The organism is Streptomyces sp. NPDC056600 (assembly GCF_042792855.1).
Taxonomy (GTDB): Bacteria; Actinomycetota; Actinomycetes; order Streptomycetales; family Streptomycetaceae; genus Streptomyces.
Genome location: NZ_JBHTVQ010000006.1, coordinates 13,941 through 38,848, shown reverse-complemented (window position 1 = coordinate 38,848; position 24,908 = coordinate 13,941). Strand labels below are relative to the sequence as shown.

Here is a 24,908-nt window from a genome sequence, read left to right as displayed (position 1 = left end):
GGGGCTGCCCTGGACGCCCGTGGGGGGGGCGCTCCTGTTTGGGGTGACGAGTTCGGCCCGGGGGGGGGGTTCTCGTTGGGGGGTTTCTGGGGGGGGGGGGGGGGGCGGGTCGCCCCCCCCCGCCACCGGAAGGGGTGAACGCCCGTAACTTTCCCTTTCACGGTGCGTTTTGTAGCGCACAGCGACGGTATGGTCGCGCGCCGTGCGCGCGCGGGCGCATGCGCCGAACGCCCGGGTCAGTCGTCCGAGTCGGCCGCGCCGCTCAGCCGTTCGGGTAGGCCCAGGCGTTCGGCCTGCAGTGGACGCCGTCGTGGTCCAGGAACTTCGTCTGCTGCTGCATCACGGGAGCCAGTCCGCCGTCCTTGACGCACTCCACGTGCCCGTAGCCCAGGCGGTGGCCCACCTCGTGGTTGATCAGCATCTGCCGGTACGAGTGGATGAGCCGGTCGCCGTAGGTCTCCGAACCCCGCGCCCAGCGGTAGGCGTTGATCATCACGCGGGAGGTGGACGCGGAGTCGCAGGAGACGTTGTCGACGGTGGTGTCCAGGCCGGACCGGGCGCACCACTCGGCGGTGGTGCCCGGGCTGGCGAGGGTGATCACGAAGTCGGGAGCCTTGTCGGCGCCCTTGGGGACCCGCTTGAACGCCAGGCCGTCGTGCGCCCAACTGCGGTCGTCATTCAGCGTCTTGTGCACGGCCTTCGCGAACAGCTCCCCGTTCAGGCCCAGTTCGTCCTCGATGTCCACACGGTAGGTGAACTCGTCGCCCTCACGCGGAGGTTCCTCGGTGCCCGGCACCGAGGTGAAGGTTCCGGGGCCCGCGAGCGTAGGACTGAGGTCGTAGACCAGGCCCATCCGCTGCTTGTAGGAGAGACCGTCCAGGTTCCAGGCCGACGGCAGCGGGGAGGGGTCCGTGACGTCCACGGGCTGCCCCTTCTCCCCCGACGCCCCCGACACCCCGGCGGCGTGCGCGCCGCGCACCGAGTGGGCCCGGTCGTCGGCGACCTGCTCGGAGACGGTGACCCCGAGGACCACCAGCACCGCGAGCGCGAGCGCGCCGGTGAACAGGCGGCCCTTCCGCCCGCGTCGCGGACCGACGCGGCGTGGTGCCGGACGGGACGCGGACGGCGCCAGATCGTCGTCGTCGTCGCCCGGACCGCCCGGACCGCCCGCGCGACCGCCGGGCCCCTCCGGATACCGGGGCCCGTCGGGGAACGCCGGACCGCCACCGAACCCGGGGCCGCCGTCGGCCCCGGGGCCGTCACCGCCCCCGGTGCGCGTCGCGGCGCCGCGGCCGCCCGGCGCACCGGGCCCGGCGGACGGCCGGTAGCGGTCGCGGTCGTCGAGCGTGTCGTAGTACGGGGGCCGCTGGTCCATCGCGGCCAGGCCCTCGGTCCGGGCCACCAGGTCACGGGGCTGCTCCGCCCAGGTGTCCCAGCCGCCGCCCTGCTCCCGCGGCCCGCGCGACCCGTACCCGGGCAGCCCGCCCTGGTCCGGGGACCGCACGTCGTACCCCTGGCGGTGGCCGCCGTGATCCTGCGGCCGCCCGCCGTGGGAGGGCCCGCTCCGGGGCCGCCCGCCGTGGTCCTCGGGGTGGCCGCCGCGCGCGGAGGGCGCGGGGGGCGGCGGACCGCCCCGGCCGTGGGCCGACGGCGGGGGCGCCCCGGGAGCCTGACGCGGGGGCGGCTCCCAGGGGCTCCAGGCGTCCTCGGCGTCCTGGACGCCGGACGCCCCGGCCGGGCCGGACGCCCCGGCGGAACGCGACGCCCCGACGACGCCTGCGGCGCCCCGCGGGTCGTGAGGGGCGGCCGCGGCCGGGCTCGCGGCATCTGCGGGCCTGGCCGGCCCCCGGCGACTGTGCCGTCCCACGCGCTCCCTCAGCTTTCGGTGTCTGTCACGGCCAGGACATCGTCGGTCTCGCCCGGACGGTGTTCCCGGGCGTCCCCACCGGACTCCCCGACCGTGCCGGCGCCGGTGTCGGCGTCGGCGTCGGCGAGGAACTCGCGGAAGGCCCGGGCGACCGTGTCCGGGCACTCCATCATGGCCACATGTCCGGCTTCCGGCAGCGCCAGCAACCGCGATCCGCGGAACGCGCGGGCCGCCCGGCGGGCCATCCGGAAGGAGACCAGCCGGTCACGGCCCCCGTAGACGAGCAGGGTGGGCGCGGCGACACGCTCGGCGTGTCGCCACAGCCGGTGCCGTCCGGCCAGGGTGTACGCGTCGACTATGCCGCGGGCCGAACGGGTCATGGCGTCCCAGAAGTACGGCAGTCGCTGCCGCCGCTCCATCTCCGCCACCGCGGCGGCCAGACCCTCCTCGGTCACCCGTCCGGGGTCCCCGTAGGTCAGCCCCAGCACGCCGCGCACCCGCTGCTCGGCCGTCCATCCGCGGGTCAGGCGGGTGAACAGGACCGTCGCGCCGGGCACCGCCATCAGTCCGGTCGGCACCGCGCTGCGCTGCACGCGCAGCTCCGGCAGCGCGGGCGAGACCAGGGTCAGCGTGCGCACCAGGTCGGGGCGGAGCGCCGCGACCTTGGTGGCGACGGCGCCGCCCATCGAGTTGCCGAAGAGGTGCACCGGGCCGCGCCCGGACCGCTCCAGGTAGCGGACGACGGCGCGGGTGTGGCCGGCGATCGAGTAGTCGCCGTCGTCCGGCGGCGGCGAGTCGCCGAAGCCGGGCAGGTCGACGGCCTCGCAGTCGAGCAGGTCGTCCAGCAGCGGCATCAGCGCCGACCAGTTCTGCGACGAGCCGCCCAGCCCGTGCACGAACAGCGCCGGCTCGACGCCCTCGCGCGAGGCCGGACGGGAGCGGACCGACAGGGTCACGCCCCGCAGCGCGACCGGCCTGATCCGCTCGCCGGCCGCGGCGACCGGGCCCACCCGGGGCAGCACGGTGCCTGCGGGCGGGACGGGGGCATCGGTCGAAGACATGCGCCAATGTTACGAGACGATCACGCGCCGCCAGGCGCACCGGCGGCCCCCGGTGGTGTGGGGGCGGTCACAACCGACGGACCGGTGCGATTCCGCCCGCCCGCCCGGATCCCCGCGGACGGGCCGGTGTGATCCGGGCGGCCCCGGGCACACATCCGCACGCGGAGGCATCGCGCCTGCGCCGGGTGTCTCCTAGGCTCGACCTCACAGGGCACCCCGTCCGGAGCGGTCCGCCGCACCGGACGACACGGACCGGAACCCCACCGAAGGGAGCCCCACCATGCCTGTCGACCCGACCGACCCGGACACCTTCGTCCACGAGGAGGAGCAGGAGGAAGCCGCCCCGGAGATCGACGTCGAGGCCCCCGAGCACGACGCGGCCGAACAGCTCGCGGACGTCCGGCCCGCCGAGGACGAGCCGGTACGCGGCGAGGCGGGCGACCGCGCCGCCGAGGCGGACCTCGCCGAGCAGGCGAGGGTGGTGGAACTCGACGAGGACGACTACCGCTGACCGCGGGGGCCGCCGGACGAGGCCTCGCACGGGTTCGGGACGGCCGGTGCGCCCGGGGGAAACGTCCCGGGAAGCACCCTCGGAACCGCCCCGGGAGCCGCCCGGCGGACCGGCCCGGAACGGCCGTCCGTGCCACCTGCGTCGCCCCGCCCTCGGGGGTCTCTCACCGCCCGGTGAATTTCTCCGGTCGCAGGACGCACAGGACGGTTACCGAAAAGTACGATGGTGCTGCGGCCCACGCCGCGCACGGACGATCTTGGGAGGCGGCGTGACAGCCATCGAGCAGACAGAGGCGGCACGCCCGCGCGGCACCCGGCTTCCGCGCCGAGCCCGGCGCAACCAACTCCTGGGGGCGGCGCAGGAGGTCTTCGTCGCCCAGGGCTACCACGCCGCCGCCATGGACGACATCGCCGAGCGGGCGGGCGTCAGCAAGCCGGTGCTGTACCAGCACTTCCCCGGCAAGCTCGAGCTGTACCTGGCCCTGCTGGACCAGCACTGCGCCGCGCTGATCGAGTCGGTGCGCGCGGCGCTCGCCTCCACGCACGACAACAAGCAGCGCGTCCGGGCGACCATGGACGCCTACTTCGCGTACGTGGAGGACGACGGCGGCGCGTTCCGCCTGGTCTTCGAGTCGGACCTGACCAACGAGCCCGCGGTGCGCGAGCGCGTGGACAAGGTGACCAACGAGTGCGCCGAGGCGATCTGCGACGTCATCGCCGAGGACACCGGGCTCTCCCGCGAGGAGTCGATGCTGCTGGCCTCCGGTCTGGGCGGTCTCGCCCAGGTGGTGGCGCGGGCCTGGCTGCACAGCGACCGCAGCGTGCCGCGGGACAAGGCGGTGCAGCTGCTGGCCTCGCTCGCCTGGCGCGGCATCGCCGGGTTCCCGCTGCACGGCACCGAGAACGCCTGAGCGGGCCGGGCCCCCGCGGGCCCGGCGACCGGCGACACCCCGGGAAGGGCCCCGCCTGGACTAATGTGTCCGGGGTACGGCGCGGACGGAAGCGAGATGTCCGCGCACCACTGACCGTCGGAGGGACAAGGCCGTGGAGGTCAAGATCGGCGTGCAGCACGCGCCCCGCGAGATCGTTCTGCAGAGCGGTCAGAGCGCCGAGGAGGTCGAGCGGCTCGTGGCCGAGGCGCTCGCCGGCAAGTCGGCGCTGCTGACCCTGGTGGACGAGCACGGCCGCAAGGTCCTGGTCCCGGCGGACCGTCTCGCGTACGTCGAGCTGGGCGAGCCGGCTCCCCGCAAGGTGGGCTTCGGCGCGCTGTAATCGGCGGGCGGACGCGCACGTGAAGGGCCGGACGGCGTTGAGCCGTCCGGCCCTTCGGCGTGTGCGGGACGTGATGGGCGGGTAGTCACACGGGGACCTTCCGTGCACGCTCCTGGTGAAGGGACCCGTCATGTTCTTCCTCGCGGCGCCGGCCTCGGTGCTCATCGGGCTCCTGCTCGCCTACGCGGCCGTCCACCGGCTCCCGCACCGGCTGCCGCCCGCGGGCGTGGTCGTGCCCACGGGGGTGGCGGGCGCCCTGCTCGGCACGCTGGTCACGTACGCGGCCCTGGCCCCCGGCCGCGTCGCGCCCCTGCTGCTCGGTGCGGCGGCGCTGTCCGCGGCCGCGGTCTCGCTGCTGCTGCGCCCGCAGCACACCGGAGCCCGCCGCCGACCCGCCGCCCGTCCCCCGGCGGCCTGAGCGGCCGGCGGCCCGGACACCGGCCTCCGCGGAACCGGAAGACCTCCACGCCGCGCAGCCGCGCGGCAGCCGGCCTCGCGCGGTTCCCCGCGCCCCTCACAGGGCGCTCCCCGCGCCGCCCGCTGCCGGGAACGTCAGGCGGCGAGCCCCAGGGCGGCCATGCGCTTGGTGTGGGCCTCGGTGATCCGGGAGAACATCCGGCCCACCTCCGCGAGGTCGAAGCCGTCCGCGACGCCGCCGACCAGCATGGTGGAGAGCGCGTCCCGCTCCGCGACCACCCGCTGGGACTGCGACAGCGCCTCGCCCATCAGCCGGCGCGCCCACAGCGCGAGGCGCCCGCCGACCCGCGGGTCCACCTCGATGGCCGCCCGCACCTTCTCCACGGCGAACTCCGCGTGGCCGAGGTCGTCGAGCACCGCCAGCACCAGCTCGCGGGTGTCGGAGTCCAGCCGCACCGCGACCTCGCGATAGAAGTCGGCCGCGATCGAGTCGCCGACGTAGGCCTTGACCAGGCCCTCCAGCCAGTCGGAGGGCGCCGTCTGCCGGTGGAAGCCGTCCAGGGCCGCGACGAACGGGGCCATCGCCTCCTCCGGGTCGACGTCGATCTCCGCGAGGCGCGCCCGCAGCCGGTCGAAGTGGCCGAACTCCGCGGAGGCCATCTTGGCCAGCTCGCCCTTGTCGGCCAGGGTCGGCGCCAGCTTCGCGTCCTCGGCGAGCCGCTCGAACGCCGACAGCTCGCCGTACGCGAGCGCTCCCAGCAGGTCCACGACGGCGGCGCGGTACTGGGGGTCTGCGGAGGCCTGCTCCCAGGTCTGCGCGGCGACCTTCTGGGTCGCGGCGTCCGGAGCGGGGGCGTCGGTCTGGCCGGTGGCGTTGTCAGGCGTCGTCATGAAACGAACGATAGTCCGCCCGCCCGGCGCCCCGGCCGTCACCGTCCTCCTCGTCGTCCGCGCAGTCGTCCGCGCAGTCGTCGGCGCAGTCGTTCTCCTCGTCGCCCCCGCCGCCGTCCTGCACGTCACGGCGGCACGCCCGGGGCGGTGACGTACGGGCATGCCGCGCACCGGCGGACCGACGCCGCGGGCGGGCGCGGGCGCGGAGGCGCACGGCGCGCGCCGGGGTGGTGTGAGGACCACAACGTCACCGAATCGACCGTCGCATGTGCGCGATTCCGGGGTATGGTGGTATTGCGCCCGCTCGTATCCGGCGGGCCGCATGAATGAGGATGCCCGGTCGGTGGCCCGATCGGCTCCGACCCGACAGCCCTCCTCGCCCGCATGCCTTCCGCGTGCGGCCACGGAGGGGACCCTCAGCGGTACGAGTGCTGGAGCGTCGGCGTGGTCCCGTGCCACAGGCCCGCCCCGAAGCAGGGCCGACGACGTCCTTCCGGTTCGGTACGGCCGTGCTCGACACGGTTGATCCCCCGCGCTCGCCTCGCGCCGCGCACACAGAAGAGGCAGCACCCTGACTACCACGTTCCGCGATCTCGGAATTCTTCCTGAGACGGCCGAGGCCCTCGAGGCCGTCGGCATCGTCACCCCCTTCCCCATCCAGGAGATGACGCTCCCCGTTGCCCTCTCGGGCTCGGACGTCATCGGCCAGGCCAAGACCGGCACGGGCAAGACCCTCGGTTTCGGCCTGCCGCTCCTGGAGCGGGTCACCGTCCCCGCCGACGTCGAGGCCGGGCGGGCGAAGCCGGAGGACCTGACCGAGGCGCCGCAGGCGCTGGTCGTGGTCCCCACCCGCGAGCTCTGCACCCAGGTCACCAACGACCTGCAGACCGCCGGCAAGGTCCGCAACGTCCGCGTCCTGGCGATCTACGGCGGCCGCGCCTACGAGCCGCAGGTCGAGGCCCTCAAGAAGGGCGTCGACGTGGTCGTCGGCACCCCGGGCCGGCTGCTCGACCTGGCCGGCCAGAAGAAGCTCGACCTCAAGCACGTCCGCAGCCTGGTCCTCGACGAGGCCGACGAGATGCTCGACCTGGGCTTCCTGCCGGACGTCGAGAAGATCATCAACATGCTTCCGGCCAAGCGCCAGACCATGCTGTTCTCGGCGACCATGCCGGGCGCGGTCATCGGCCTGGCCCGCCGCTACATGTCGCAGCCCACGCACATCAGCGCCACGTCGCCGGACGACGAGGGCAAGACGGTCGCGAACACCAAGCAGTTCGTCTACCGCGCGCACAACATGGACAAGCCCGAGATGGTCGCCCGCATCCTGCAGGCCGAGGGCCGCGGGCTGGCGATGATCTTCTGCCGCACCAAGCGCACCGCCGCCGACATCGCCGACCAGCTGCAGCGGCGGGGGTTCGCCGCCGGCGCCGTGCACGGCGACCTGGGCCAGGGTGCCCGTGAGCAGGCGCTGCGGGCCTTCCGCAACGGCAAGGTCGACGTGCTGGTCTGCACCGACGTCGCCGCGCGCGGCATCGACGTCGAGGGCGTCACGCACGTCATCAACTACCAGTCCCCCGAGGACGAGAAGACCTTCCTGCACCGCGTCGGCCGCACCGGCCGCGCCGGGGCCAAGGGCACCGCGGTCACCTTCGTCGACTGGGACGACATCCCGCGCTGGCAGCTCATCAACAAGGCGCTGGGCATCGGCTTCAACGACCCGGTGGAGACGTACTCGACGTCGCCGCACCTCTTCTCGGACCTGAACATCCCCGAGGGCACCAAGGGCATACTGCCGCGCTCCGAGCGGACGCGTGCGGGCCTCGGCGCCGAGGAGATCGAGGACCTGGGCGAGCCGGGCGGCCGCAAAGGCGACCGTGACCGCGGTGGGCGTGGCGGCCGTGGCCGTGGCGGGCGTGACGAGCGTCCGTCCCGCGGCGACCGCGGCTCCCGTGACGAGCGTCCGTCGCAGGGCGAGGGCTCCGGTGCGACGGAGGCCGCCGAGGGCGAGCGCGCTCCGCGCACCCCACGTCGCCGTCGCCGCACCCGCAACGGCGCCCCGGTGAGCCAGGCCGCCGCCGCGGCGACCGCCGCCGTGGAAGCTCCCGTCGAGGTCCCCGTCCAGGCAGCGGCTCCCGCCGCTCAGGCGGCCGTCGAGACGGCCGAGGGCACCGAGGCCGCCCCGCGCCGCCGTCGCCGGACCCGTGCGGGCGCCGGCGCCGCCGAGGGCGTCGTGACGGAGGCCGCCGCGCAGACCGCGCCGGTCGCCGAGGCCGCCCCCGTGGAGCCCGAGGCCGCGCCGCGCCGCCGGACCCGCAAGGCCGCCGCTCCCGCGCAGGCCGAGGCCGTGCTGGACACGGTCGAGGCCGTGGAGGCCGCGCCGAAGCGCCGCACCCGCAAGGCCGCCGCCCCGGCGGAGACCGCCGAGGTCACCCCGGTGGAGGCCCCGGCCGACGCCGAGGCCAAGCCGCGCCGCCGCACCCGCAAGGCCCCCGCCCCGGCGCAGGCCGAGGCCGTCGCGGACACCGTGGAGGCCGTGGAGGCCGCGCCGAAGCGCCGCACCCGCAAGGCCGCCGCCCCGGTCGAGGCCGTGGCCGACACGGTCGAGGCCCCGGTGGAGGCCGCGCCGAAGCGCCGCACCCGCAAGGCCGCCGCCCCCGCGGAGACCGCCGAGGTCACCCCGGTGGAGGCCCCGGCCGACGCCGAGGCCAAGCCGCGCCGCCGCACCCGCAAGGCCCCCGCCCCGGCCGTGGCCGACACGGTCGAGGCCGTGGAGGCAGCGCCGCGCCGCCGGACCCGCAAGACGGCCGAGGCGGCCCCGGTCGCCGAGATCCCCGCCCAGGCGGGCGAGGAGGCGCAGACCAAGCCGCGCCGCCGCACGCCCCGCAAGGCCGCGCAGCCGGCCGAGAGCTGAGGCTCCCGCCCGACGGCCCGGCTCCCCCTCGGGGGAGCCGGGCCGTCGGCGTTCCCCGGCCCGCTCGGTACTCTGACCGCCATGAGCAGGCCCGACACCTTCACTCCCCCGCCCGGCGCGCGCGCGTTCCAACTGGCCACCTCGCGCGGGGAGTTCGCCGCGATCGAGATGCCCTCCGCCCCCGGCGCGGCGCACCGCGGCACCGCCCTGCTGCTGCCCGGGTACACCGGCAGCAAGGAGGACTTCATCGCGCTGCACGCCCCGCTCGCGGCCCGCGGCTACCGCACGGTGGCCGTGGACGGGCGCGGACAATTCGAGTCGGAGGGGCCCGACCACGACGAGAAGGCGTACGCGCAGAGCGAGTTGGCCCAGGACCTGCTCTCCCAGGGCCACACCCTGGCGGAGGCGGCGGGCGCCCGGATCCATCTGCTGGGGCACTCGCTCGGCGGGCAGATCTCCCGCGCCGCCGTCCTGCGGGACGCCTCCCCGTTCCGCAGCCTCACGCTGATGTCCTCGGGTCCGGCCCACATCTCCGACTCCCAGCGGCAGCGCGTCACCATGCTCCGCGAGGCGCTGTCCTCGCTGTCGATGGAGCAGGTCTGGGACGTCATGCAGGCGATGGAGGCCACCGTCGCGCCCGAGGTGCTGGCCGAGCAGCCCGACACCGTCCCGCTGCGGGAACGCTGGCTGCGCACCCGTCCGGCGCAGCTGCTGGCCACCGGGCGCCAGTTGTGCGAGGAGCCGGACCGGGTCGGGGAGCTCGCCGCCGTGGGCCTGCCCTGTCACGTCCTCTCCGGCGCCCGCGACGACGTGTGGCCGGTGGAGCTCTTCGACGACATGGCCGTCCGTCTCGGGGCCCGCCGCACCGTCGTCGAGGGCGCGGAGCACTCCCCCAACGTGGACCGCCCCGCGGAGACCGCCCGCGCGATCGCCGGCTTCTGGGACGACGTCCCGCTCGACGGCCCGTCCCCCACCGCCGGCGGCTGACCGCACCAGGCGCCGGAGGCCGCCGCGCGCGACGGCTCGGCGCGCGAGGGCCCACCCGACGCCCCGTCGCCGCACGGCAGCACCACGCACCGCGACACGCACCGCGCACCGCGTGCCCGTGGACCGCGCACCGCGTGCCGGTGGACCGGCTCAGCGCACGGTGCGCAGGCGGTCCCAGAAGCCGTCCCTGAGCGCCCTGCGCAGGTCGGACTGCCCGCGCAGGGAGTAGCCGAGCAGCCCCTCGGCCTGCACCAGCAGGGCCTGGTCCTCGGACCCGGGCAGGTACGGCTGCTCGGTCAGCAGCGCCTCCATCGCCTCCGGCCCGCGCTCGGCGAGCCAGCGCGCGGCGATCTGCGCGCCGACGAACCGGACGTCCTCCCAGGTGGGACGGGCCGCCGCCGCCTCGAAGGCGACCGTGGCCCGGCGCGAGACGTAGGGCTTGAGGAACTGCAGGTCCAGGGTGCGCTCGCTGTCGACCTCCCAGAGCAGCGGCTCGGCCTGGTTGCGGCCGTCCGGAGCCTCGATGCCCCACAGGTGGACGCGCGCGCCGTACTCCTGCGCCGCCTCCACGGCCGGCACCAGGTCCTCGTCACCGCCGAGCAGCGTGGCGTCGGTGATGGCCCGGTTGCGGGCCAGGGCCTCCAGGTCGGAGCGGATCAGCCCGTCGACGCCCTTCTGCTGGTTGTTGGCGTTGAGGTTGCCGAGGCGGACCTTGACGTCGGGCAGTTCGGCGATCGCCTGCTGCTCGGCGGTGTGGATGCGACGGCGGGCGCCGTCGTACCAGTACACCCGCAGCAGCCGGCTGTCCTGGAAGAGGAGCGCGGCCTTGTCGATCAGCGCGGCGATCACTCCCTCGGTGTCCAGTTCGAAGGCCCGCCGGTCCTCGGTGCCCACCACCAGCCGGCCGGCGGCGGCGTAGAGGTAGCCGGCGTCAACGAAGAGGGCGTGGGTGGACTGCGGCGCGGACTGCGTCCTGTCCAGTGCGGAAAGGACACGCCTGAGCAACTCGTTGGTGCTCTCGATGCTTGCGGTCAGCGCCGCGAGGTCGTCATTCATACCGGGGCCCATTGTCCCGGCGGTCACGGAGCGGACACAACCGGTCTCACCCGGTTCCGGCCACGCGCCCGCATGGTCCCCTGAGCTGCGGGTATGCGCCTACTTACTTAGGCGGCCAAAATTTTTCCTTAGCTAGGGAATCTTCCCGCCCGGTTCGGGTGTTGTACCCGGTACATACCGACGTGGGAAGGGAGAAGCATGCGCTTCGAGATTCTGCGTCTCGACGACGCCAGCGGCCGACCGGTCGACAGCACCGTCGTGGACGCCGCCTCCGTCAACGGGATCGTGCAGCAGGCCGCCGAGATCGGCCAGCGCCTCTGGATCCGACCGGCCGACACGGCGGCCTCATAACATTTCCGAACCACCGCGGCCCGGCGGGCAGCCCCCACGAAGGAGGCTGCCCACCGGGCCGCAGTGCTTTTCCGGCCTGCCGCGGCCCCGGCCTCAGGAGCCCTGGACCACCTGGGTCACGCCGTTGATGATCTGCTGCACGGCGATGGCGGCGAGCAGCATGCCCGACAGCCGGGTCACCAGGACCACGCCGCCCTCCTTGATCAGGCGGACCACCAGCAGCGAGTTGCGCATGACCAGCCAGATCACCACGTGGATGGCGAGGATCGCCGTCCACACGCCGACCTGCGCGCCGACGTCGCCCGCCTTCTCGACGGCGAGGATCACCGAGACGATGGCGCCGGGGCCGGCCAGCAGCGGCATGCCCAGCGGCACCAGGGCCACGTTGACGTCCTTGGTCTGCTGCGGCTCGTCGGTCTTGCCGGTGAGCAGGTCGAGCGCGACCAGCAGGAGCAGCACGCCGCCCGCGATCATCAGGGCGGGCACCGAGATGTGCAGGTAGTCGAGGATGTGCTGGCCCGTCAGGCCGAAGAGGGCGATCACGCCGCCGGCCACCAGGACCGCCTGCAGCGCCATGCGCTTCTGGACGGCGGTGGGCCGGCCCGCGGTGAGGCCGAGGAAGATCGGGGTGACCCCGGGCGGGTCCATGATCACGAAGAGGGTCAGGAAGAGGGAACCAAAAACGGCGACGTCGAACACGGTGAATGGCCTTGCGGATGGTGCGGAACGCCGCCGTCGGGGCGCGCCCGGGCAGGGCACGGCGCGACGCGGCGTGGGACGTGGGGGGTGAGGGAGGCCGGGCGCGGCGGGGCTGCGGACCGGATGGGTCCGCTGCGCCGGGTCAGGCGGCGGAGGGTCCGCCGGCGCCCGGGACCGGGAACGCGCCCCAGGCACGGCGGATGATCTCGCCGTAGACCTCGGGGTCGGTGAGGTTCTCGCCGAGGACGCAGGTCTTGCGGGTGCCGTGGTAGTCGGACGAGCCGGTGACCAGCAGGCCCAGTTCGGCGGCGAGGCCGCGCAGCCGGGCCCGGGTGACCGGGTCGTGGTCCATGTGGTCGACCTCGACGCCGTCCAGTCCGGCCTCGGCCATGGCGGCGATCGCGGACTCCGGCACCGTCCGGCCCCGCTTGGAGGCGCCGGGGTGGGCGAAGACGGTGACGCCGCCGGCCGCCTTGACCAGGCGGATCGCCTCGAAGGGGTCGGTCTCGTGCTTGGGCACCCAGACCCTGCCGCGGTCGGCCAGCCAGTGCCCGCTGAAGGCCTCGTCGACGGAGGCGACGACGCCCAGCTCGACCAGGGCGGTGGCCACGTGCGGGCGGCCCACGGAGCCGTCGCCGGCGATGCGGGCGACCTGCTCCCAGGTGACGTCGACGCCCAGCTCGCGCAGCCGCGCCACCATGGCGCGGGCGCGCGGCACGCGGTCGTCGCGCACCAGCTCGCGCTCGGCGAGCAGCGCGGGCTCCTCGGGGTCGAAGAGGTACGCCAGCATGTGCAGCGACGTCCCGTCGCCCGGCTCGGACCCGGGCTCGGCCCAGCGGCAGGAGAGCTCGGCGCCGGTGACGAGGGTGAGGCCCTCGGGGAGCGCGGCGAGCGCCTCGGCGTGGCCCCGGGTGGTGTCGTGGTCGGTCAGCGCGACCACGTCCAGACCAGAGGCGGCCGCGGCCCGCACCAGTTCGGCGGGGGTGTCGGTGCCGTCGGACGCGGTGGAGTGGCAGTGCAGGTCGATGCGCACGGCGACTCCAGCGGACGAGGGTTTGCACGGACAGGTCGACACAAGGATAGGGGGTCGTCCGAGTGGGTGATACTTACCTGTCGCGAGCATGCCACACGAGGGCGGCCGTCCGCAGGGCCGCCGCCGGACGCGTCAGGGTTCGAGGAGGCGCGGCGAGAGCGCCCCGCACGGCACCAGCTCGATCTCGGCCCCCGCCTCGCGCAGGTCGGTGAGGACCAGTTCCTCGTACATCAGGAGTCCGGACTGCTCGGGCCACACCACAGCCCACAGCCACATGCCCAGCGCCTCGCCGGCGAAGACCGCGCGGTCCTCCGGGGCGCCCTCCACCAGCCACATCGGGGTGGGCCGGCCGGCCGCGTGCAGCTTGGCCTCGGCGGGCTTGCCGATGTCGATGTGCGGGCCCGGGTCCGGTCCGTCGATCCCCGCGTAACGGGCGCCGAGGCCGACGCCGAGCTCCTCGGCCACCAGGATCAGCTCACCCATGCCGCCCAGCGGCCCCGGACCGGAGCAGGCGACCGCCGAGGCGCGCCCGCCACTGCGGTCGTCGCCCGCGCCGGCCACGCCGGTGAACAGCCAGCCGACCGGGAGCGGCCACGGCATCCAGACGGGGACCCGGGTGCGGTTCACCACCACACCGAGGGCCTCGACGCTCGGCGGGATCACGGGCTGCATCGGATGCACCGCCCCGTGCACGTCGCACTGCCACGCGTCGGCGAAGAGTCCGGGAGCCCTGACCCGGCCACCGCACTTCGGGCAACTGGGTTCGCCCCTCATAAGGTCCCACGGTCCTCCCTGGGCCGCGCCGCGTCAAGGACGATCACCCGTCCGGCGGCCGGTCGGCGTGGCGCGCGATCCGGCGCGCGTCGTCGGCCCGAGGCACCCAGGTCCCAACTGGCGTCTTCCGGCCGTCCGTTGACACGTTTCCCGGCGTGACTTCGGTCACTCAGTCGAGGGCGACCGACCGGCGCAGCGGGTCGCGCAGATCGGTACCGCGGGCCAGCCACCGCTCCTGCAGCGCCTGCGCGCCGTGCACCCGCTTCCAGGCGGCCTCGTTCGGGGTCATCGGCAGCAGCGGCAGGAAGCACACCGGGTCGAGCGGCGCGTCCAGCTCCAGGTCCTCGACCAGCCCGCCGGGCTCCCCCACCAGGACGGAGGTGAAGGGGGCCCCGGGCCACAGCGGCTCGCCCACGTCCAGCGATCCGCCCGGCGCCACGACAAGTCCCTCCACCTGCGGAGAGGCGGCGAGCACGGCCAGTGGGCGGAGCACCTTGTCGGTGTCCGCGACGCCGCCCCGCACGGACAGCACCAGCTCGGCCCGCGGTCCCTTCACCGGGTCCGCGACCATCGCCGTGGGGTCGCTCATCGGGTGCGCGGACATCCCGAGCGTGGCGTAGCGGACGAGGTCCCCCTCGGTGAAACGGAGCACCTCGACGCGGTCCGTGCCGAGGAAGGTGACGGCGGCCCGGGCGCCGGGTTCGCCCAGCGCGGTCCGCAGACGCGCCTCGACCAGGGGAAGAACATCAGCCATGCGGCGAGCATAGAACTCGTCCGGAACGCGCAAAGCGGGGACGGGCGGAGACCTTGACAGTCACCTCGGCTGATAGTCTGGCCGCAGTCCGGGACAGCACGCCAAGCGTCGCGATCGAGTCCCGAACGCCAGTCATACTCCCCCTGAGAGCCGCTCCGCGCGCTCTCCCACCAGGGGAATGGATCGTCCCTCACGAGGGACCGGCCGGAGGAGGTGGGGCTGCGATGGACCGAAGTCGACCGTGCAGTACCACCCGCTCTTCCGGCCGCTGACGCGGCTCCGGCGTTCTCGCCGCTCCCACCGCCCCCTGGCTCAGCACGGCGGTGTCAGCCGATTCCTCCACGCCGGGGAAGAGCACTTCGTTTCGCCTGCCTGATCTTTGTCGATCTTTTCGATCTGCATCAGCAGCGACTGCTCGAACGCCGCTACGGTGCGGCGCTCCCCGCTTCACGGACGTGCCGGACCCATGGGTGACGGCGGACGTCCGCGTCACGAGGCTCCGGGGAGCCGGCCGTCGGACGCTCGGCCTTTCGTTGCCGAAAGCGAAGGAGCCCCGCCATGTCGATGATCCGAGACCTGCGCGCAGCGGTCCGTCCCTCCGAGCGCGTCGCCCGCTCGGTACGCGTCCGGCCGTCCCGGCGGGGCGCCGCGGCCCTGGCCCACCTGGATCCGGCGGTCCTGCCCGCCCCGCCCACGCCCTCGGCCGTCGTCGACTGCGGCATCTACCGCGACGGGCGCCGCGTCCTCCTGGACTCCACGCCGACCCCGCAGGAGGCGATGCGCGCCGCGCGGCGCGACGGCGGCTTCGTCTGGATCGGCCTGCACGAGCCCACGCAGGACGAATTCGCGGGCATCGCCGCCGAGTTCGGGCTGCACCCGCTGGCCGTCGAGGACGCCGTCCAGGCCCACCAGCGGCCCAAGCTGGAGCGCTACGACGACAGCCTCTTCACCGTCTACAAGACGGTGCACTACGTCGAGCACGACTGCCTCACGCAGGACAGCGAGGTCATCGAGACCGGCGAGATCATGTGCTTCACCGGCCGGGACTTCCTGATCACCGTGCGGCACGGCGACCGGGGGTCGCTGCGCTCCCTGCGGCGCCGGCTGGAGGAGGACCCGGAGCTGCTGGCCAAGGGCCCCTCGGCGGTGCTGCACGCGATCGCCGACCACGTGGTGGACGGCTACCTCGCGGTCGCCGACGCGGTGCAGGACGACATCGACGACGTGGAGACCGAGGTCTTCAGCCCCGGCCGCCGAGGCAGCGCGCCGCGCGGCACCGACGCGGGGCGGATCTACCAGCTCAAGCGCGAGGTGCTGGAGTTCAAGCGGGCGGTGGCCCCGCTGCTGCGGCCGATGCAGCTGCTCAGCGAGCGGCCGATGCGCCTGATCGACCCGGACATCCAGAAGTACTTCCGCGACGTCGCCGACCACGTGGCCCGGGTGCAGGAGCAGGTGATCGGCTTCGACGAGCTGCTGAACTCAATCCTGCAGGCCAACCTGGCGCAGGCGTCGGTCGCTCAGAACGAGGACATGCGCAAGATCACCTCCTGGGCGGCGATCGTCGCGGTGCCGACCATGGTCTGCGGCGTCTACGGGATGAACTTCGAGCACATGCCGGAGCTGGGCTGGAAGTACGGCTACCCGGTCGTCATGGGCTTCACGGTGGTCATCTGTCTGGGCATCCACCGCACCCTGAAGCGCAACGGGTGGCTCTAGGCGGGCTCGCTAGGCTGCTGCCATGACGACCGCTGGTGACAAGACGGACGAGCTGTTCGACCGGGCCCTCGTCGAGGAGGCCGCGAAGAAGTCCGCGCTGGTGTGGGTGCGCCCCACGGGCTCCGCGGAAGGGCCCGAGCGGGCGTTGTGGCACGTCTGGCACGACGGCGCGGTCTGCGTGGCCGGCGACGGGCCGGGCGAGCAGCCGCTGCCGGGTCTGGCCGACGGCGGGCAGGCGGTCCTCACGGTGCGTTCCAAGGACAAGGGCGGGCGCCTGGTGTCCTGCCGGGCCGCGGTCACCGAGCTCGCGGCCGGTTCCGACGCCTGGGAGGAGGCCGTCGGGGAGCTCAAGGGCAAGCGGCTCAACGCCCCGGACGCCGAGGAGATGCCGCGGCGGTGGGCCCGTGAGTGCCGCGTCCTGCGCCTGGAGCCGCTGGGGGCCGCGCTGCCCGCCCCCGAGGGCGCCCTGGCCGCCGCGCCGCTGCCCACCACGGCCACCACCCGCGAACCCGTCCCCGCGGCGCTGCCGCGCCTGCTCTTCCGCCGTCGGCGCCGGAGCTGATCCGGCCGCCACGCCGCGCCTCTGCCTCGGAGCGGCCGCACACCGCGCCTCTGCCGCGAGGCGGCCGCACCGCCGCGCCGCTGTCGGGCGGCGGGCCCGCCTACGTCTCGGGCAGGTCCTGCCCGTAGTCGACCTGCTTGTTCTTCGGCGGTTCGCTGAGGTCGATCCGCTTGTCCCAGTCGGTGAACCGGAGGGTGCCGCCGCCACCGGGCCGCTCCACGCGCACCGGGTAGGCCGTCCCCTGCAGGGAGACGTCCATCCGCCCGCCGGCGCCGTCGTCGGCCTTGAGGCGGATCGTCCGGACGTCGCCGACCTCGTGGTAGTCGTCCTTCGCCGGCTTGCCGTCGAGGGCGAGCAGCCCGTCCAGCAGGGTATCCATGTCGGTGAAGCCGCTGAACCGCTTGTACGCCGGGTCCTTCTCGGGCACCTTCACGAACTTGCCGTCCAGCTTCTCGGCCGTGGTGCCCTCGACGCCCTTGCCGTCGCCGCCCGCGGCCTGGTTCCAGAAGTCGGCGCCGGCCTGCAGGTACAGGGTCTCCCCGATCCGCAGCAGACCGAAGGTGGTGCCGCCGGAGGTGACCTCGCCGCGGCCGCCGCCCTCGGACAGCTCCATGTCCAGCTCGACGCCCCCGTCCTTGGTGATCACCGTGCCGGACAGGTGCACCGATCCCGCGGAGCCGGCCGCCTTCATCGCGCGGTCGCGGATCGCGGCGGGCTCCAGCTTGCCGACGCCGTTGGTCCCCTCGTCCGGGTCGGACCCGCACCCGGCGAGCCCCGTCGTCGCCAGGGCCAGTGCGCAGACCGCCGCGACACGGGACGCCATGCGGGTACGACGCTGGGGAATCGGGGTCACAGGCGCGGCTGCCTCTCATCCGGTCTCGACGGGCTGAGGGGCAGCGTACCGGGGGCCCGACGGGGCAGACGGAGGCAGTCCGTCCGGACCCCTCACCAGGGCGTACCGGACCGGTACGGGCTAGCCTGATCCCCGCCCACTGCGGCGTTTCCGGGCAACACGGGGCAAGGACGGGACGACGACGGGCCTGACGAAGGAGGCTGTACATGGCGGGTGGGCGGATCTTCGTTTCCCACCTCGCGGGCGTGGCCGTGTTCGATCCGAACGGCGACCAGGTCGGACGGGTGCGCGACCTGATCGTGGTGCTGCGGGTGGGCCGCAAGGCTCCCCGCCTGCTGGGGCTGGTCGTGGAGCTGCCCACCCGGCGGCGGATCTTCCTGCCGATGACCCGGGTCACCGGCATCCAGTCCGGCCAGGTGATCAGCACCGGCGTGCTCAACGTGCGCCGCTTCGAGCAGCGGCCGCCCGAGCGGCTGGTCTTCGGCGAGCTGCTGGACCGGCGGGTGCGGCTGGAGGAGACCGGCGAGGAGGTCACCGTCCTGGACCTGTCGGTGCAGCAGCTGTCCTCGCGGCGCGAGTGGGAGGTCGACCGCCTCTTCGTGCAGCGCGGCGGCCGCGGCGGCGCGTTCCGCCGCAAGGCCGGCGAGCAGTTCCTGGTGGAGTGGTCCGCGGTCACCGGCCTGTCCCTGGAGGAGAAGGGGCAGGGCGCGGAGAACCTGCTGGCCACCTTCGAGCAGCTGCGCCCCGCCGACCTCGCCAACGTGCTGCACCACCTGTCGGCCAAGCGCCGGGCCGAGGTCGCCGCGGCGCTCGACGACGACCGGCTGGCCGACGTGCTGGAGGAGCTGCCGGAGGACGACCAGATCGAGATCCTCGGCAAGCTCGCCGAGGAGCGCGCCGCCGACGTCCTGGAGGCGATGGACCCGGACGACGCGGCCGACCTGCTGTCCGAGCTGCCGGAGGGCGACAAGGAGCGGCTGCTGAGCCTGATGCGGCCCGACGACGCCGCCGACATGCGCCGCCTGATGGCCTACGAGGACCGCACGGCGGGCGGTCTGATGACCACCGAGCCGATCGTGCTGCGCCCGGACGCCACGGTCGCCGACGCGCTGGCCAGGGTCCGCAACGCCGACCTCTCCCCCGCGCTGGCAGCGCAGGTCTACGTCTGCCGCCCGCCGGAGGACACGCCCACCGGCAAGTACCTCGGGACCGTCCACTTCCAGCGGCTGCTGCGCGACCCTCCGTACACGCTGGTCGGCTCGATCATCGACGACGACCTGCAGGCGCTGTCCCCCACCGCCGACCTGCCGGTGGTGGCGGGCTTCTTCGCGGCCTACGACATGGTCGCGGCCCCCGTGGTCGACGAGAACGGGTCGTTGCTGGGCGCGGTCACCGTGGACGACGTCCTCGACCACATGCTGCCCGAGGACTGGCGGGAGACCGAGTACCACCTGGAGGAGGAGCCGCCGGCCGCCGAGCACCCCGCCGGGGCGCCGAAGGAGGCCACCGCGGATGGCAGCTGACCGCGAGGACCGCCGGCACGGCGAGGAGCGCACCCCCGGCCGCGGCCGGGCGACGGCGCACGGCCGGGAGCGCCGCGAGACCCGGGACAGGCGTGAGGCGCGCGAGGCGCGGTCCATGGCGGGCGCCACCGGCACCCGCACCCGCGAGCGCCTGGACCTTCCGCTGGGCCCCCGCCGCCGGCTGCTGCCCGAGTGGGACCCGGACGCCTTCGGACGGGTCTCGGAGCGGATCGCGCGCTTCCTGGGCACCGGCCGCTTCCTGGTGTGGATGACGTTCGCGATCGTCCTGTGGGTCGGCTGGAACATCGCCGCGCCCTCGGCGCTGCGGTTCGACGAGTACCCGTTCATTTTCCTGACCCTGATGCTGTCGCTGCAGGCGTCCTACGCGGCCCCGCTGATCCTGCTGGCGCAGAACCGGCAGGACGACCGCGACCGCGTCAACCTCGAGCAGGACCGCAAGCAGAACGAGCGCTCCATCGCCGACACCGAGTACCTGACCCGGGAGATCGCGGCGCTGCGGATGGGCCTGGGCGAGGTCGCCACCCGCGACTGGATCCGCTCGGAACTGCACGACATGCTCAAGGAGCTGGAGGAGCAGCGCACGGGGCACCGCCCGGCCCACGAGCGGGGACGTGACGCAGAAGACCGCTGACGGCCCTGCCCGGCGTCGTTCCGAGGGCCGTACCATCGTCCTTATGGTTACGGAAGACGCGGTGCGCGAAGCGCTGGCGACGGTGAACGACCCCGAGATCCAGCGGCCCATCACCGAGCTCGGGATGGTCAAGTCGGTGGAGATCGGCGAGGACGGCGCGGTCGCCGTCACGGTGTACCTCACCGTCTCGGGCTGTCCGATGCGCGGGACCATCACGGACAACGTGACGTCCGCGCTCACCCGCGTCGAGGGCGTGACCTCGGTCGACGTGACGCTGGACGTGATGAGCGACGAGCAGCGCAAGGAGCTGGCGGCCGCGCTGCGCGGCGGCACCGCCGAGCGCGAGGTTCCCTTCGCCAAGCCGGGCTCGCTGACCCGGGTGTACGCGGTGGCCTCCGGCAAGGGCGGCGTCGGCAAGTCCTCGGTGACGGTCAACCTGGCCGCGGCGATGGCCGCGGACGGCCTGAAGGTCGGCGTCGTCGACGCCGACATCTACGGCCACTCGGTGCCGCGGATGCTGGGCGCCGACGGGCGGCCCACCCAGGTCGAGAACATGATCATGCCGCCTTCGGCCAACGGGGTGAAGGTCATCTCCATCGGCATGTTCACCCCGGGCAACGCGCCCGTGGTGTGGCGTGGCCCGATGCTGCACCGCGCGCTCCAGCAGTTCCTGGCGGACGTGTACTGGGGCGACCTCGACGTCCTGCTGCTCGACCTGCCGCCCGGCACCGGCGACATCGCCATCTCGGTGGCCCAGCTGGTCCCGAACGCGGAGATCCTGGTCGTCACGACGCCGCAGCAGGCCGCCGCGGAGGTCGCCGAGCGGGCCGGTTCGATCGCGGTGCAGACGCACCAGAAGATCGTCGGCGTGGTCGAGAACATGTCGGGCCTGCCGTGCCCGCACTGCGACGAGATGGTCGACGTCTTCGGCACCGGCGGCGGCCAGAAGGTCGCCGACGGCCTGACCCGCACGACCGGTGCGACGGTGCCGGTGCTCGGCTCGATCCCGATCGACGTGCGTCTGCGCGAGGGCGGCGACGAGGGCAAGCCGGTGGTGCTGACCGACCCCGACTCCCCGGCGGGCGCCGCGCTGCGGGCCATCGCCGGCAAGCTCGGCGGGCGTCAGCGCGGGTTGTCGGGCATGTCGCTGGGGATCACCCCGCGCAACAAGTTCTGACCCTTCCGACCCACGCTCCGGCCGCCCGCCCGCGGCCGCGCACCAGGGGCGCCGTCCTGACGGGACGGCGCCCTTCGTCGTCGTGCCGGGGTGCCGTCGGGCGGCCCGGCGGGCCTGGCCGCCCGACCGTCTGCCCGGGCGTGGGTTCGCCCAGGGCGTGGGTCGCCCGGGGCGTGGGGCCTTCGAGGTGGGCCGGGCGGGACAGGTCAGGCGTAGGCGTCGATGTCCTCGACGGCGGAGAAACCGAGGCCGTAGGCGCTCATCCCGCGCCCGTAGGCCCCGAGGTGGACGCCGTCGCCGGTGGAGCCGGCCAGCACCCAGCCGAACTCCGACTCCCGGTAGTGGAAGGTGGTCGCCTCGCCGTCCACCGGCAGCGTCAGGGTGGTCCAGGCCGGGCTCTCCAGGTCGTCGGCGAGCACCCAGGCCGTCTCGGTCTGCTGTTCCAGCCAGTCGTCGCGCAGGCTGTGGTCCATCTGGAGGGGCCAGGTGTAGGACAGCAGCCCCAGACCGGCCAGCCAGGCGGCGGAGGAGACGGTGGTGGCGTCCAGTACGCCGGTGCCGTCGGCGCTGCGACGGACCGGCTGGTCGGCCACGGTCACCACGACGGCGAATCGTTCCTTGTCCTCGGCGGCCTCGTAGCGCACCGACGGCTCGTCGCCGTGGCCGAGGGAACCGTGCTCGACCGCGCCGTCCGTGGAGGTGGCGACCTGCATCAGCCAGCGCTCCCCGGTGAACGCGTCGTCGAGGCCGTACCACGGGAACGGCGCCCGCAGGTAGCCGTCGACCCCGCTGCCGCCCGCGGCGGTCCGCCCGCCCGCGACCGCCGACGCCTGCGCGCCTACCCGACTTCTCGTCTCCATGCCCGGACGCCTCCTCGTTCTTCACCGGACCGCGGGGGGATGGTGAAGAATCGTCCGCCGGTCCGCACAACAACTCGGCAGCATAGCCACCCCGCTTCACCGGTCCGGGATTACCGCCGACCGGGTGGGTCGGACGGACGCGGAACGGTAAGGGGGTACGGCCGGACGGAGGGGCGGTTCCGGGCGGCGGTGATCAGGTGGCGTCGAGGTCGTACGGAGGGCGCTCGGCGACCGGCTCCGGCGTCTTCTTCTCCAGGCCGACCGGGCCGGCGGCCTGGCCGGACGTGGCCGCGGCGGGCGGCGGCGAGGCGGCCGCGGGGGACCTGTACGACGGGTCGTTGGCGATGCTCGGGTCCGCGAGCTGCTGGATGTCCTTCTTCAGGTCGAGCGACTCACGGATCTCGCCGAGGCCGAGGTCGTCGTTCTGCAGCTGCTTGCGGATGAACGTCTTGGGGTTCAGGTCCTGGAACTCGAAGTCCTTGAACTCCGGGCCGAGCTCCTGGCGGATGTCCTGCTTGGCGCTGTCCGAGAACTCGCGGATCTTCCGGATGGTCCGGGAGATGTCCTGGATGACCTTCGGAAGCTTCTCCGGCCCGAAGACGAGCACGGCGAGGACGACGAGCGTGATGAGCTCGAGCGATCCTATGTCATTGAACACCTGAAGCTCCTTGCGTGTCCCGGGGCAGATCCACGGTACCCGGCGAACCCGCCCCACCGGTACTGCCCCGACACCCTCTGACGCATACAACACATCCCGGGCCACACGGGGGTGACGGCCGGGTGACGTCCCCGTGGCGGTCGGTGCGCGCGGGGGCGGCGGCGGTGGCAGGGGGGCCGGGGCGGCCGGTCAGTCCTCGGAGGAGCCGAGGACCAGGGTGATCCTCCGCTCCTCGCCGTCGCGCTTCACGGTCAGCTCCAGGCGGTCGCCGGGGCGGTGGGCCCGGGTCTTGACGATGAGCTCGTCGCCCGAGTGCACCCGGACGCCGTCCACGGCGGTGATCACGTCCCCGGCCTTCAGCCCCGCCTTGGCGCCGGGCCCGCCGGGAGTCACGGAGGACCCGCCGCCGGAACCGCTGGTGTGCACCCGCGCGCCGTCGCCGGCGTAGGCCATGTCGAGGGTGACGCCTATCACCGGGTGGGTGGCCTCGCCCTCGTTGATCAGCTCCTCGGCCACCCGCTTGGCCTGGTTCACCGGGATGGCGAAGCCGAGGCCTATGGAGCCGGACTTGCCGTCGTCGGTGTCGATGCCGGTGTCGGCCGACCGGATCGCGCAGTTGATGCCGATCACCCGGCCCCGGCCGTCGAGCAGCGGGCCGCCGGAGTTCCCCGGGTTGATCGGGGCGTCGGTCTGCAGCGCGTCCACGTACGAGACGTCGCCGCCGTCGCCTTCGCCGGCCGTGATGGGGCGTTCCTTGGCGCTGATGATGCCCGCGGTGACGGTGTTCGCCAGGTCGAACGGGGCGCCGATGGCCACCACCGGGTCGCCGACCCGGACGTTGTCGGAGTTGCCCAGCGGCATCGGGTGCAGGCCCTTGACGCCCTTCACCCGGACCACGGCCAGGTCGTAGCCGGAGTCGCCGCCGACCAGTTCGGCGCGGGCGGTCTCGCCGCCGCTGAAGGTGACGGCGATCCGGCCGTCGCCCGCGTCCTCGGCGGCCTCCACGACGTGGCGGTTGGTCAGGATGTGGCCGCGGTCGTCCAGCACGAAACCGGTGCCGGTGCCGGCCTGGCCGCTGCCCTGCACGTGCAGCGTGACCACGCTGGGCAGGGCGCGCCGGGCGATCCCCGCGACGCTGTCCGGATCGCGGGGGACGTCCTCCACGGGGGCCTGGGAGAGCTCGACGACGCCGAGGCCGCCGTGGCGCTCCAGGTACACGCCCGCCATGCCGCCGGCCAGCCCGGCCACCAGGGCGACCGCGACGGCGCCGCCGACGAGGGCGCGCCTGCGCCTCGCCCGCCGCCGGGAGGGTGCCTTGGCGCCCTGTGCGCCGCCCTGCGGCAGGGCGGGGGCCGCGGGGGCGGCCGGTCCGGCCCCGGGGGTGGCCCAGGGGTCGTAGCGGCTCCAGGGGCCTGCGGGGGCGGGGTCGGGAGCGAGGTCGGGGTCGGGGTCGGGTGCTCGTGTGGCGTGGGCGTCGGGGGCGGGGGGCGCGTACGCGGCGTCGGTCGCGGGGGCCCGGGTGCCGTGGGCCTCGGGCGCGAGCGCCGCGGTGGACCGGGCAGGGTCCGCCGCGGGCGCGTACGCGGCGTCCTGCGGCGTTGCGGGGACGGCTCCGGCCGGGGCGTGCCCCTCGGGGCCGGGCGCTCCCGCCGGGGACGCGGGGGCGGCGGCCTGCTGCGACGGGGCGGGCAGGGCGTACGGGTCCGGGGCGCCGGAGGCCGTGCCCGCCGGGACGGGCGGCTGCTGCGGCGGAGGGGCGGACGTCCAGGACCGTTCGTCGGCGCTAGGGCCGGCCGGGGCGGCGGGGTCCATGCGAGGGGCCGCCTGGGCCGCACTGTCGGCAGGGACTGGGGTGGGGGGCGTCGGGGGCAGGTGACCGCCGCCCAGCGGGGTGCCCGCGGCGGGGGTGGCGGGGTGCTGGACCGGCGGGGCGGGGGCCCAGGGGCCGGGGTTGCCGTACGGGGGCGTGCTGTAGTGATCGGGCTCGTGCAGGGGGCGCGGAGCCGCGGCCTGCGGGGCCACGGCCGCCTGCGGGGCGGCCTGCCGGTCGCCCGGGTCCTCCCCCAGGCCCGACGGCCCTGGAGCCACCGGTCCGGAAGGCTGCGGCCCGGAAAACACCGGCCCGGAAGGCTCCGGCTCGGAGGCCGCGGGCCCGGGGGCCGCCGGGTCCGGTCCGGTCGCCCCGGGGGCCGCGAGGGGGAAGTCGCCGGAGGCGTCGGGTCCCGGGGCGGGGCGGGGGCGGCTCCACCACTTGGGCCTCGCGGACTTCCCCGGCGTGCCCTCGTTCATGCTCTCCCCAACACCTGGCGTGATTCGTCGACGCG

The 24,908-nt window shown here is 74.4% G+C and carries 25 protein-coding genes; 12 read left to right on the top strand and 13 right to left on the bottom strand.

What is annotated here, in order from left to right; translation table 11 throughout:
- Positions 1-262: 262 nt before the first annotated feature.
- Both ACFRAV_RS05015 and ACFRAV_RS05010 read right to left on the bottom strand, forming a co-directional pair.
- The gene (locus ACFRAV_RS05015; RefSeq protein ID WP_382551723.1) at positions 263-1,504 is read right to left on the bottom strand and encodes a DUF3152 domain-containing protein; all 1,242 of its coding nucleotides are present in this window, start codon (positions 1,502-1,504) and stop codon (positions 263-265) included.
- A 371-nt stretch (positions 1,505-1,875) separates the two neighbouring features.
- The gene (locus ACFRAV_RS05010) at positions 1,876-2,928 is read right to left on the bottom strand and encodes an alpha/beta fold hydrolase (protein ID WP_382551721.1); all 1,053 of its coding nucleotides are present in this window, start codon (positions 2,926-2,928) and stop codon (positions 1,876-1,878) included.
- A 280-nt stretch (positions 2,929-3,208) separates the two neighbouring features.
- Here ACFRAV_RS05010 and ACFRAV_RS05005 point away from each other — a divergent pair, with 280 nt between their 5' ends.
- From ACFRAV_RS05005 to ACFRAV_RS04990, 4 genes are all read left to right on the top strand, one after another.
- Positions 3,209-3,439: a hypothetical protein gene (locus tag ACFRAV_RS05005; RefSeq protein WP_382551719.1), complete on the top strand. Its 231-nt coding sequence runs from the start codon at positions 3,209-3,211 to the stop codon at positions 3,437-3,439.
- 268 nt (positions 3,440-3,707) lie between these two features.
- Positions 3,708-4,349: a TetR/AcrR family transcriptional regulator gene (locus ACFRAV_RS05000; RefSeq protein ID WP_108954502.1), complete on the top strand. Its 642-nt coding sequence runs from the start codon at positions 3,708-3,710 to the stop codon at positions 4,347-4,349.
- A 133-nt stretch (positions 4,350-4,482) separates the two neighbouring features.
- Positions 4,483-4,710, top strand: a complete 228-nt coding sequence (locus ACFRAV_RS04995) for a DUF3107 domain-containing protein (RefSeq protein WP_351114827.1) — start codon at positions 4,483-4,485, stop codon at positions 4,708-4,710.
- A 130-nt stretch (positions 4,711-4,840) separates the two neighbouring features.
- On the top strand, positions 4,841-5,128 hold the full coding sequence (locus tag ACFRAV_RS04990) for a hypothetical protein (protein WP_382551716.1): 288 nt from the start codon (positions 4,841-4,843) through the stop codon (positions 5,126-5,128).
- A 134-nt stretch (positions 5,129-5,262) separates the two neighbouring features.
- Here ACFRAV_RS04990 and ACFRAV_RS04985 read toward each other — a convergent pair whose 3' ends face one another.
- Both ACFRAV_RS04985 and ACFRAV_RS04980 read right to left on the bottom strand, forming a co-directional pair.
- Positions 5,263-6,018, bottom strand: coding sequence for a ferritin-like fold-containing protein (locus tag ACFRAV_RS04985; RefSeq protein WP_382551714.1), 756 nt, complete (start codon positions 6,016-6,018; stop codon positions 5,263-5,265).
- Positions 6,005-6,142 (bottom strand): hypothetical protein, encoded by a 138-nt coding sequence (locus tag ACFRAV_RS04980; RefSeq protein ID WP_382551712.1) that lies wholly within the window; start codon positions 6,140-6,142, stop codon positions 6,005-6,007. The genes ACFRAV_RS04985 and ACFRAV_RS04980 overlap by 14 nt, the downstream gene beginning before the upstream one ends.
- A 540-nt stretch (positions 6,143-6,682) precedes the next feature.
- Here ACFRAV_RS04980 and ACFRAV_RS04975 point away from each other — a divergent pair.
- Positions 6,683-8,929 carry a DEAD/DEAH box helicase gene (locus tag ACFRAV_RS04975; RefSeq protein ID WP_382551711.1) on the top strand — a complete coding sequence of 749 codons (2,247 nt, stop codon included), beginning with the start codon at positions 6,683-6,685 and terminating at the stop codon, positions 8,927-8,929.
- Positions 8,930-9,010: 81 nt separating this feature from the next.
- The gene (locus ACFRAV_RS04970; protein WP_382551709.1) at positions 9,011-9,916 is read left to right on the top strand and encodes an alpha/beta fold hydrolase; all 906 of its coding nucleotides are present in this window, start codon (positions 9,011-9,013) and stop codon (positions 9,914-9,916) included.
- Between the two features lie 150 nt (positions 9,917-10,066).
- Here the strand turns inward: ACFRAV_RS04970 and ACFRAV_RS04965 are convergent, their stop codons facing one another.
- On the bottom strand, positions 10,067-10,972 hold the full coding sequence (locus tag ACFRAV_RS04965) for an NYN domain-containing protein (RefSeq protein WP_382551708.1): 906 nt from the start codon (positions 10,970-10,972) through the stop codon (positions 10,067-10,069).
- 198 nt (positions 10,973-11,170) lie between these two features.
- Here ACFRAV_RS04965 and ACFRAV_RS04960 point away from each other — a divergent pair, with 198 nt between their 5' ends.
- Positions 11,171-11,323 carry a hypothetical protein gene (locus ACFRAV_RS04960; RefSeq protein WP_351114820.1) on the top strand — a complete coding sequence of 51 codons (153 nt, stop codon included), beginning with the start codon at positions 11,171-11,173 and terminating at the stop codon, positions 11,321-11,323.
- A 93-nt stretch (positions 11,324-11,416) separates the two neighbouring features.
- On the opposite strand, the gene ACFRAV_RS04955 is transcribed toward ACFRAV_RS04960, so the two are convergent.
- From ACFRAV_RS04955 to ACFRAV_RS04940, 4 genes are all read right to left on the bottom strand, one after another.
- Positions 11,417-12,022, bottom strand: a complete 606-nt coding sequence (locus tag ACFRAV_RS04955; RefSeq protein ID WP_108954508.1) for a MarC family protein — start codon at positions 12,020-12,022, stop codon at positions 11,417-11,419.
- A gap of 142 nt (positions 12,023-12,164) precedes the next feature.
- Positions 12,165-13,055, bottom strand: a complete 891-nt coding sequence (locus ACFRAV_RS04950) for a PHP domain-containing protein (RefSeq protein ID WP_382551706.1) — start codon at positions 13,053-13,055, stop codon at positions 12,165-12,167.
- A gap of 132 nt (positions 13,056-13,187) precedes the next feature.
- A complete protein-coding gene (locus ACFRAV_RS04945; RefSeq protein WP_382551704.1) occupies positions 13,188-13,829 on the bottom strand; it encodes a DUF6758 family protein in 642 nt (213 codons plus the stop codon).
- Between the two features lie 169 nt (positions 13,830-13,998).
- The gene (locus ACFRAV_RS04940; protein WP_382551702.1) at positions 13,999-14,583 is read right to left on the bottom strand and encodes a suppressor of fused domain protein; all 585 of its coding nucleotides are present in this window, start codon (positions 14,581-14,583) and stop codon (positions 13,999-14,001) included.
- 558 nt (positions 14,584-15,141) lie between these two features.
- Between ACFRAV_RS04940 and ACFRAV_RS04935 the strand changes: the two genes are divergently transcribed.
- The gene (locus tag ACFRAV_RS04935; protein ID WP_382551700.1) at positions 15,142-16,299 is read left to right on the top strand and encodes a magnesium and cobalt transport protein CorA; all 1,158 of its coding nucleotides are present in this window, start codon (positions 15,142-15,144) and stop codon (positions 16,297-16,299) included.
- Positions 16,300-16,321: 22 nt separating this feature from the next.
- The gene (locus tag ACFRAV_RS04930) at positions 16,322-16,861 is read left to right on the top strand and encodes a hypothetical protein (RefSeq protein WP_382551698.1); all 540 of its coding nucleotides are present in this window, start codon (positions 16,322-16,324) and stop codon (positions 16,859-16,861) included.
- Positions 16,862-16,961: 100 nt separating this feature from the next.
- Here the strand turns inward: ACFRAV_RS04930 and ACFRAV_RS04925 are convergent, their stop codons facing one another.
- Positions 16,962-17,684: a hypothetical protein gene (locus tag ACFRAV_RS04925; RefSeq protein WP_382551696.1), complete on the bottom strand. Its 723-nt coding sequence runs from the start codon at positions 17,682-17,684 to the stop codon at positions 16,962-16,964.
- 236 nt (positions 17,685-17,920) lie between these two features.
- Between ACFRAV_RS04925 and ACFRAV_RS04920 the strand changes: the two genes are divergently transcribed.
- The 3 genes from ACFRAV_RS04920 to ACFRAV_RS04910 all read left to right on the top strand — a co-directional run bounded on the left by ACFRAV_RS04920 (position 17,921) and on the right by ACFRAV_RS04910 (position 21,066).
- The gene (locus ACFRAV_RS04920; protein WP_382551694.1) at positions 17,921-19,237 is read left to right on the top strand and encodes a magnesium transporter MgtE N-terminal domain-containing protein; all 1,317 of its coding nucleotides are present in this window, start codon (positions 17,921-17,923) and stop codon (positions 19,235-19,237) included.
- Positions 19,238-19,352: 115 nt separating this feature from the next.
- On the top strand, positions 19,353-19,889 hold the full coding sequence (locus tag ACFRAV_RS04915; RefSeq protein ID WP_382551860.1) for a DUF1003 domain-containing protein: 537 nt from the start codon (positions 19,353-19,355) through the stop codon (positions 19,887-19,889).
- Between the two features lie 43 nt (positions 19,890-19,932).
- Positions 19,933-21,066, top strand: a complete 1,134-nt coding sequence (locus ACFRAV_RS04910; protein ID WP_108954515.1) for an Mrp/NBP35 family ATP-binding protein — start codon at positions 19,933-19,935, stop codon at positions 21,064-21,066.
- Positions 21,067-21,272: 206 nt separating this feature from the next.
- Here ACFRAV_RS04910 and ACFRAV_RS04905 read toward each other — a convergent pair whose 3' ends face one another.
- From ACFRAV_RS04905 to ACFRAV_RS04895, 3 genes are all read right to left on the bottom strand, one after another.
- Positions 21,273-21,926 carry a hypothetical protein gene (locus tag ACFRAV_RS04905; RefSeq protein ID WP_382551692.1) on the bottom strand — a complete coding sequence of 218 codons (654 nt, stop codon included), beginning with the start codon at positions 21,924-21,926 and terminating at the stop codon, positions 21,273-21,275.
- Positions 21,927-22,119: 193 nt separating this feature from the next.
- Positions 22,120-22,584, bottom strand: a complete 465-nt coding sequence (locus ACFRAV_RS04900) for a sec-independent translocase (RefSeq protein WP_382551691.1) — start codon at positions 22,582-22,584, stop codon at positions 22,120-22,122.
- A 189-nt stretch (positions 22,585-22,773) separates the two neighbouring features.
- Positions 22,774-24,873, bottom strand: coding sequence for a trypsin-like peptidase domain-containing protein (locus ACFRAV_RS04895; RefSeq protein ID WP_382551689.1), 2,100 nt, complete (start codon positions 24,871-24,873; stop codon positions 22,774-22,776).
- Positions 24,874-24,908: the final 35 nt, after the last annotated feature.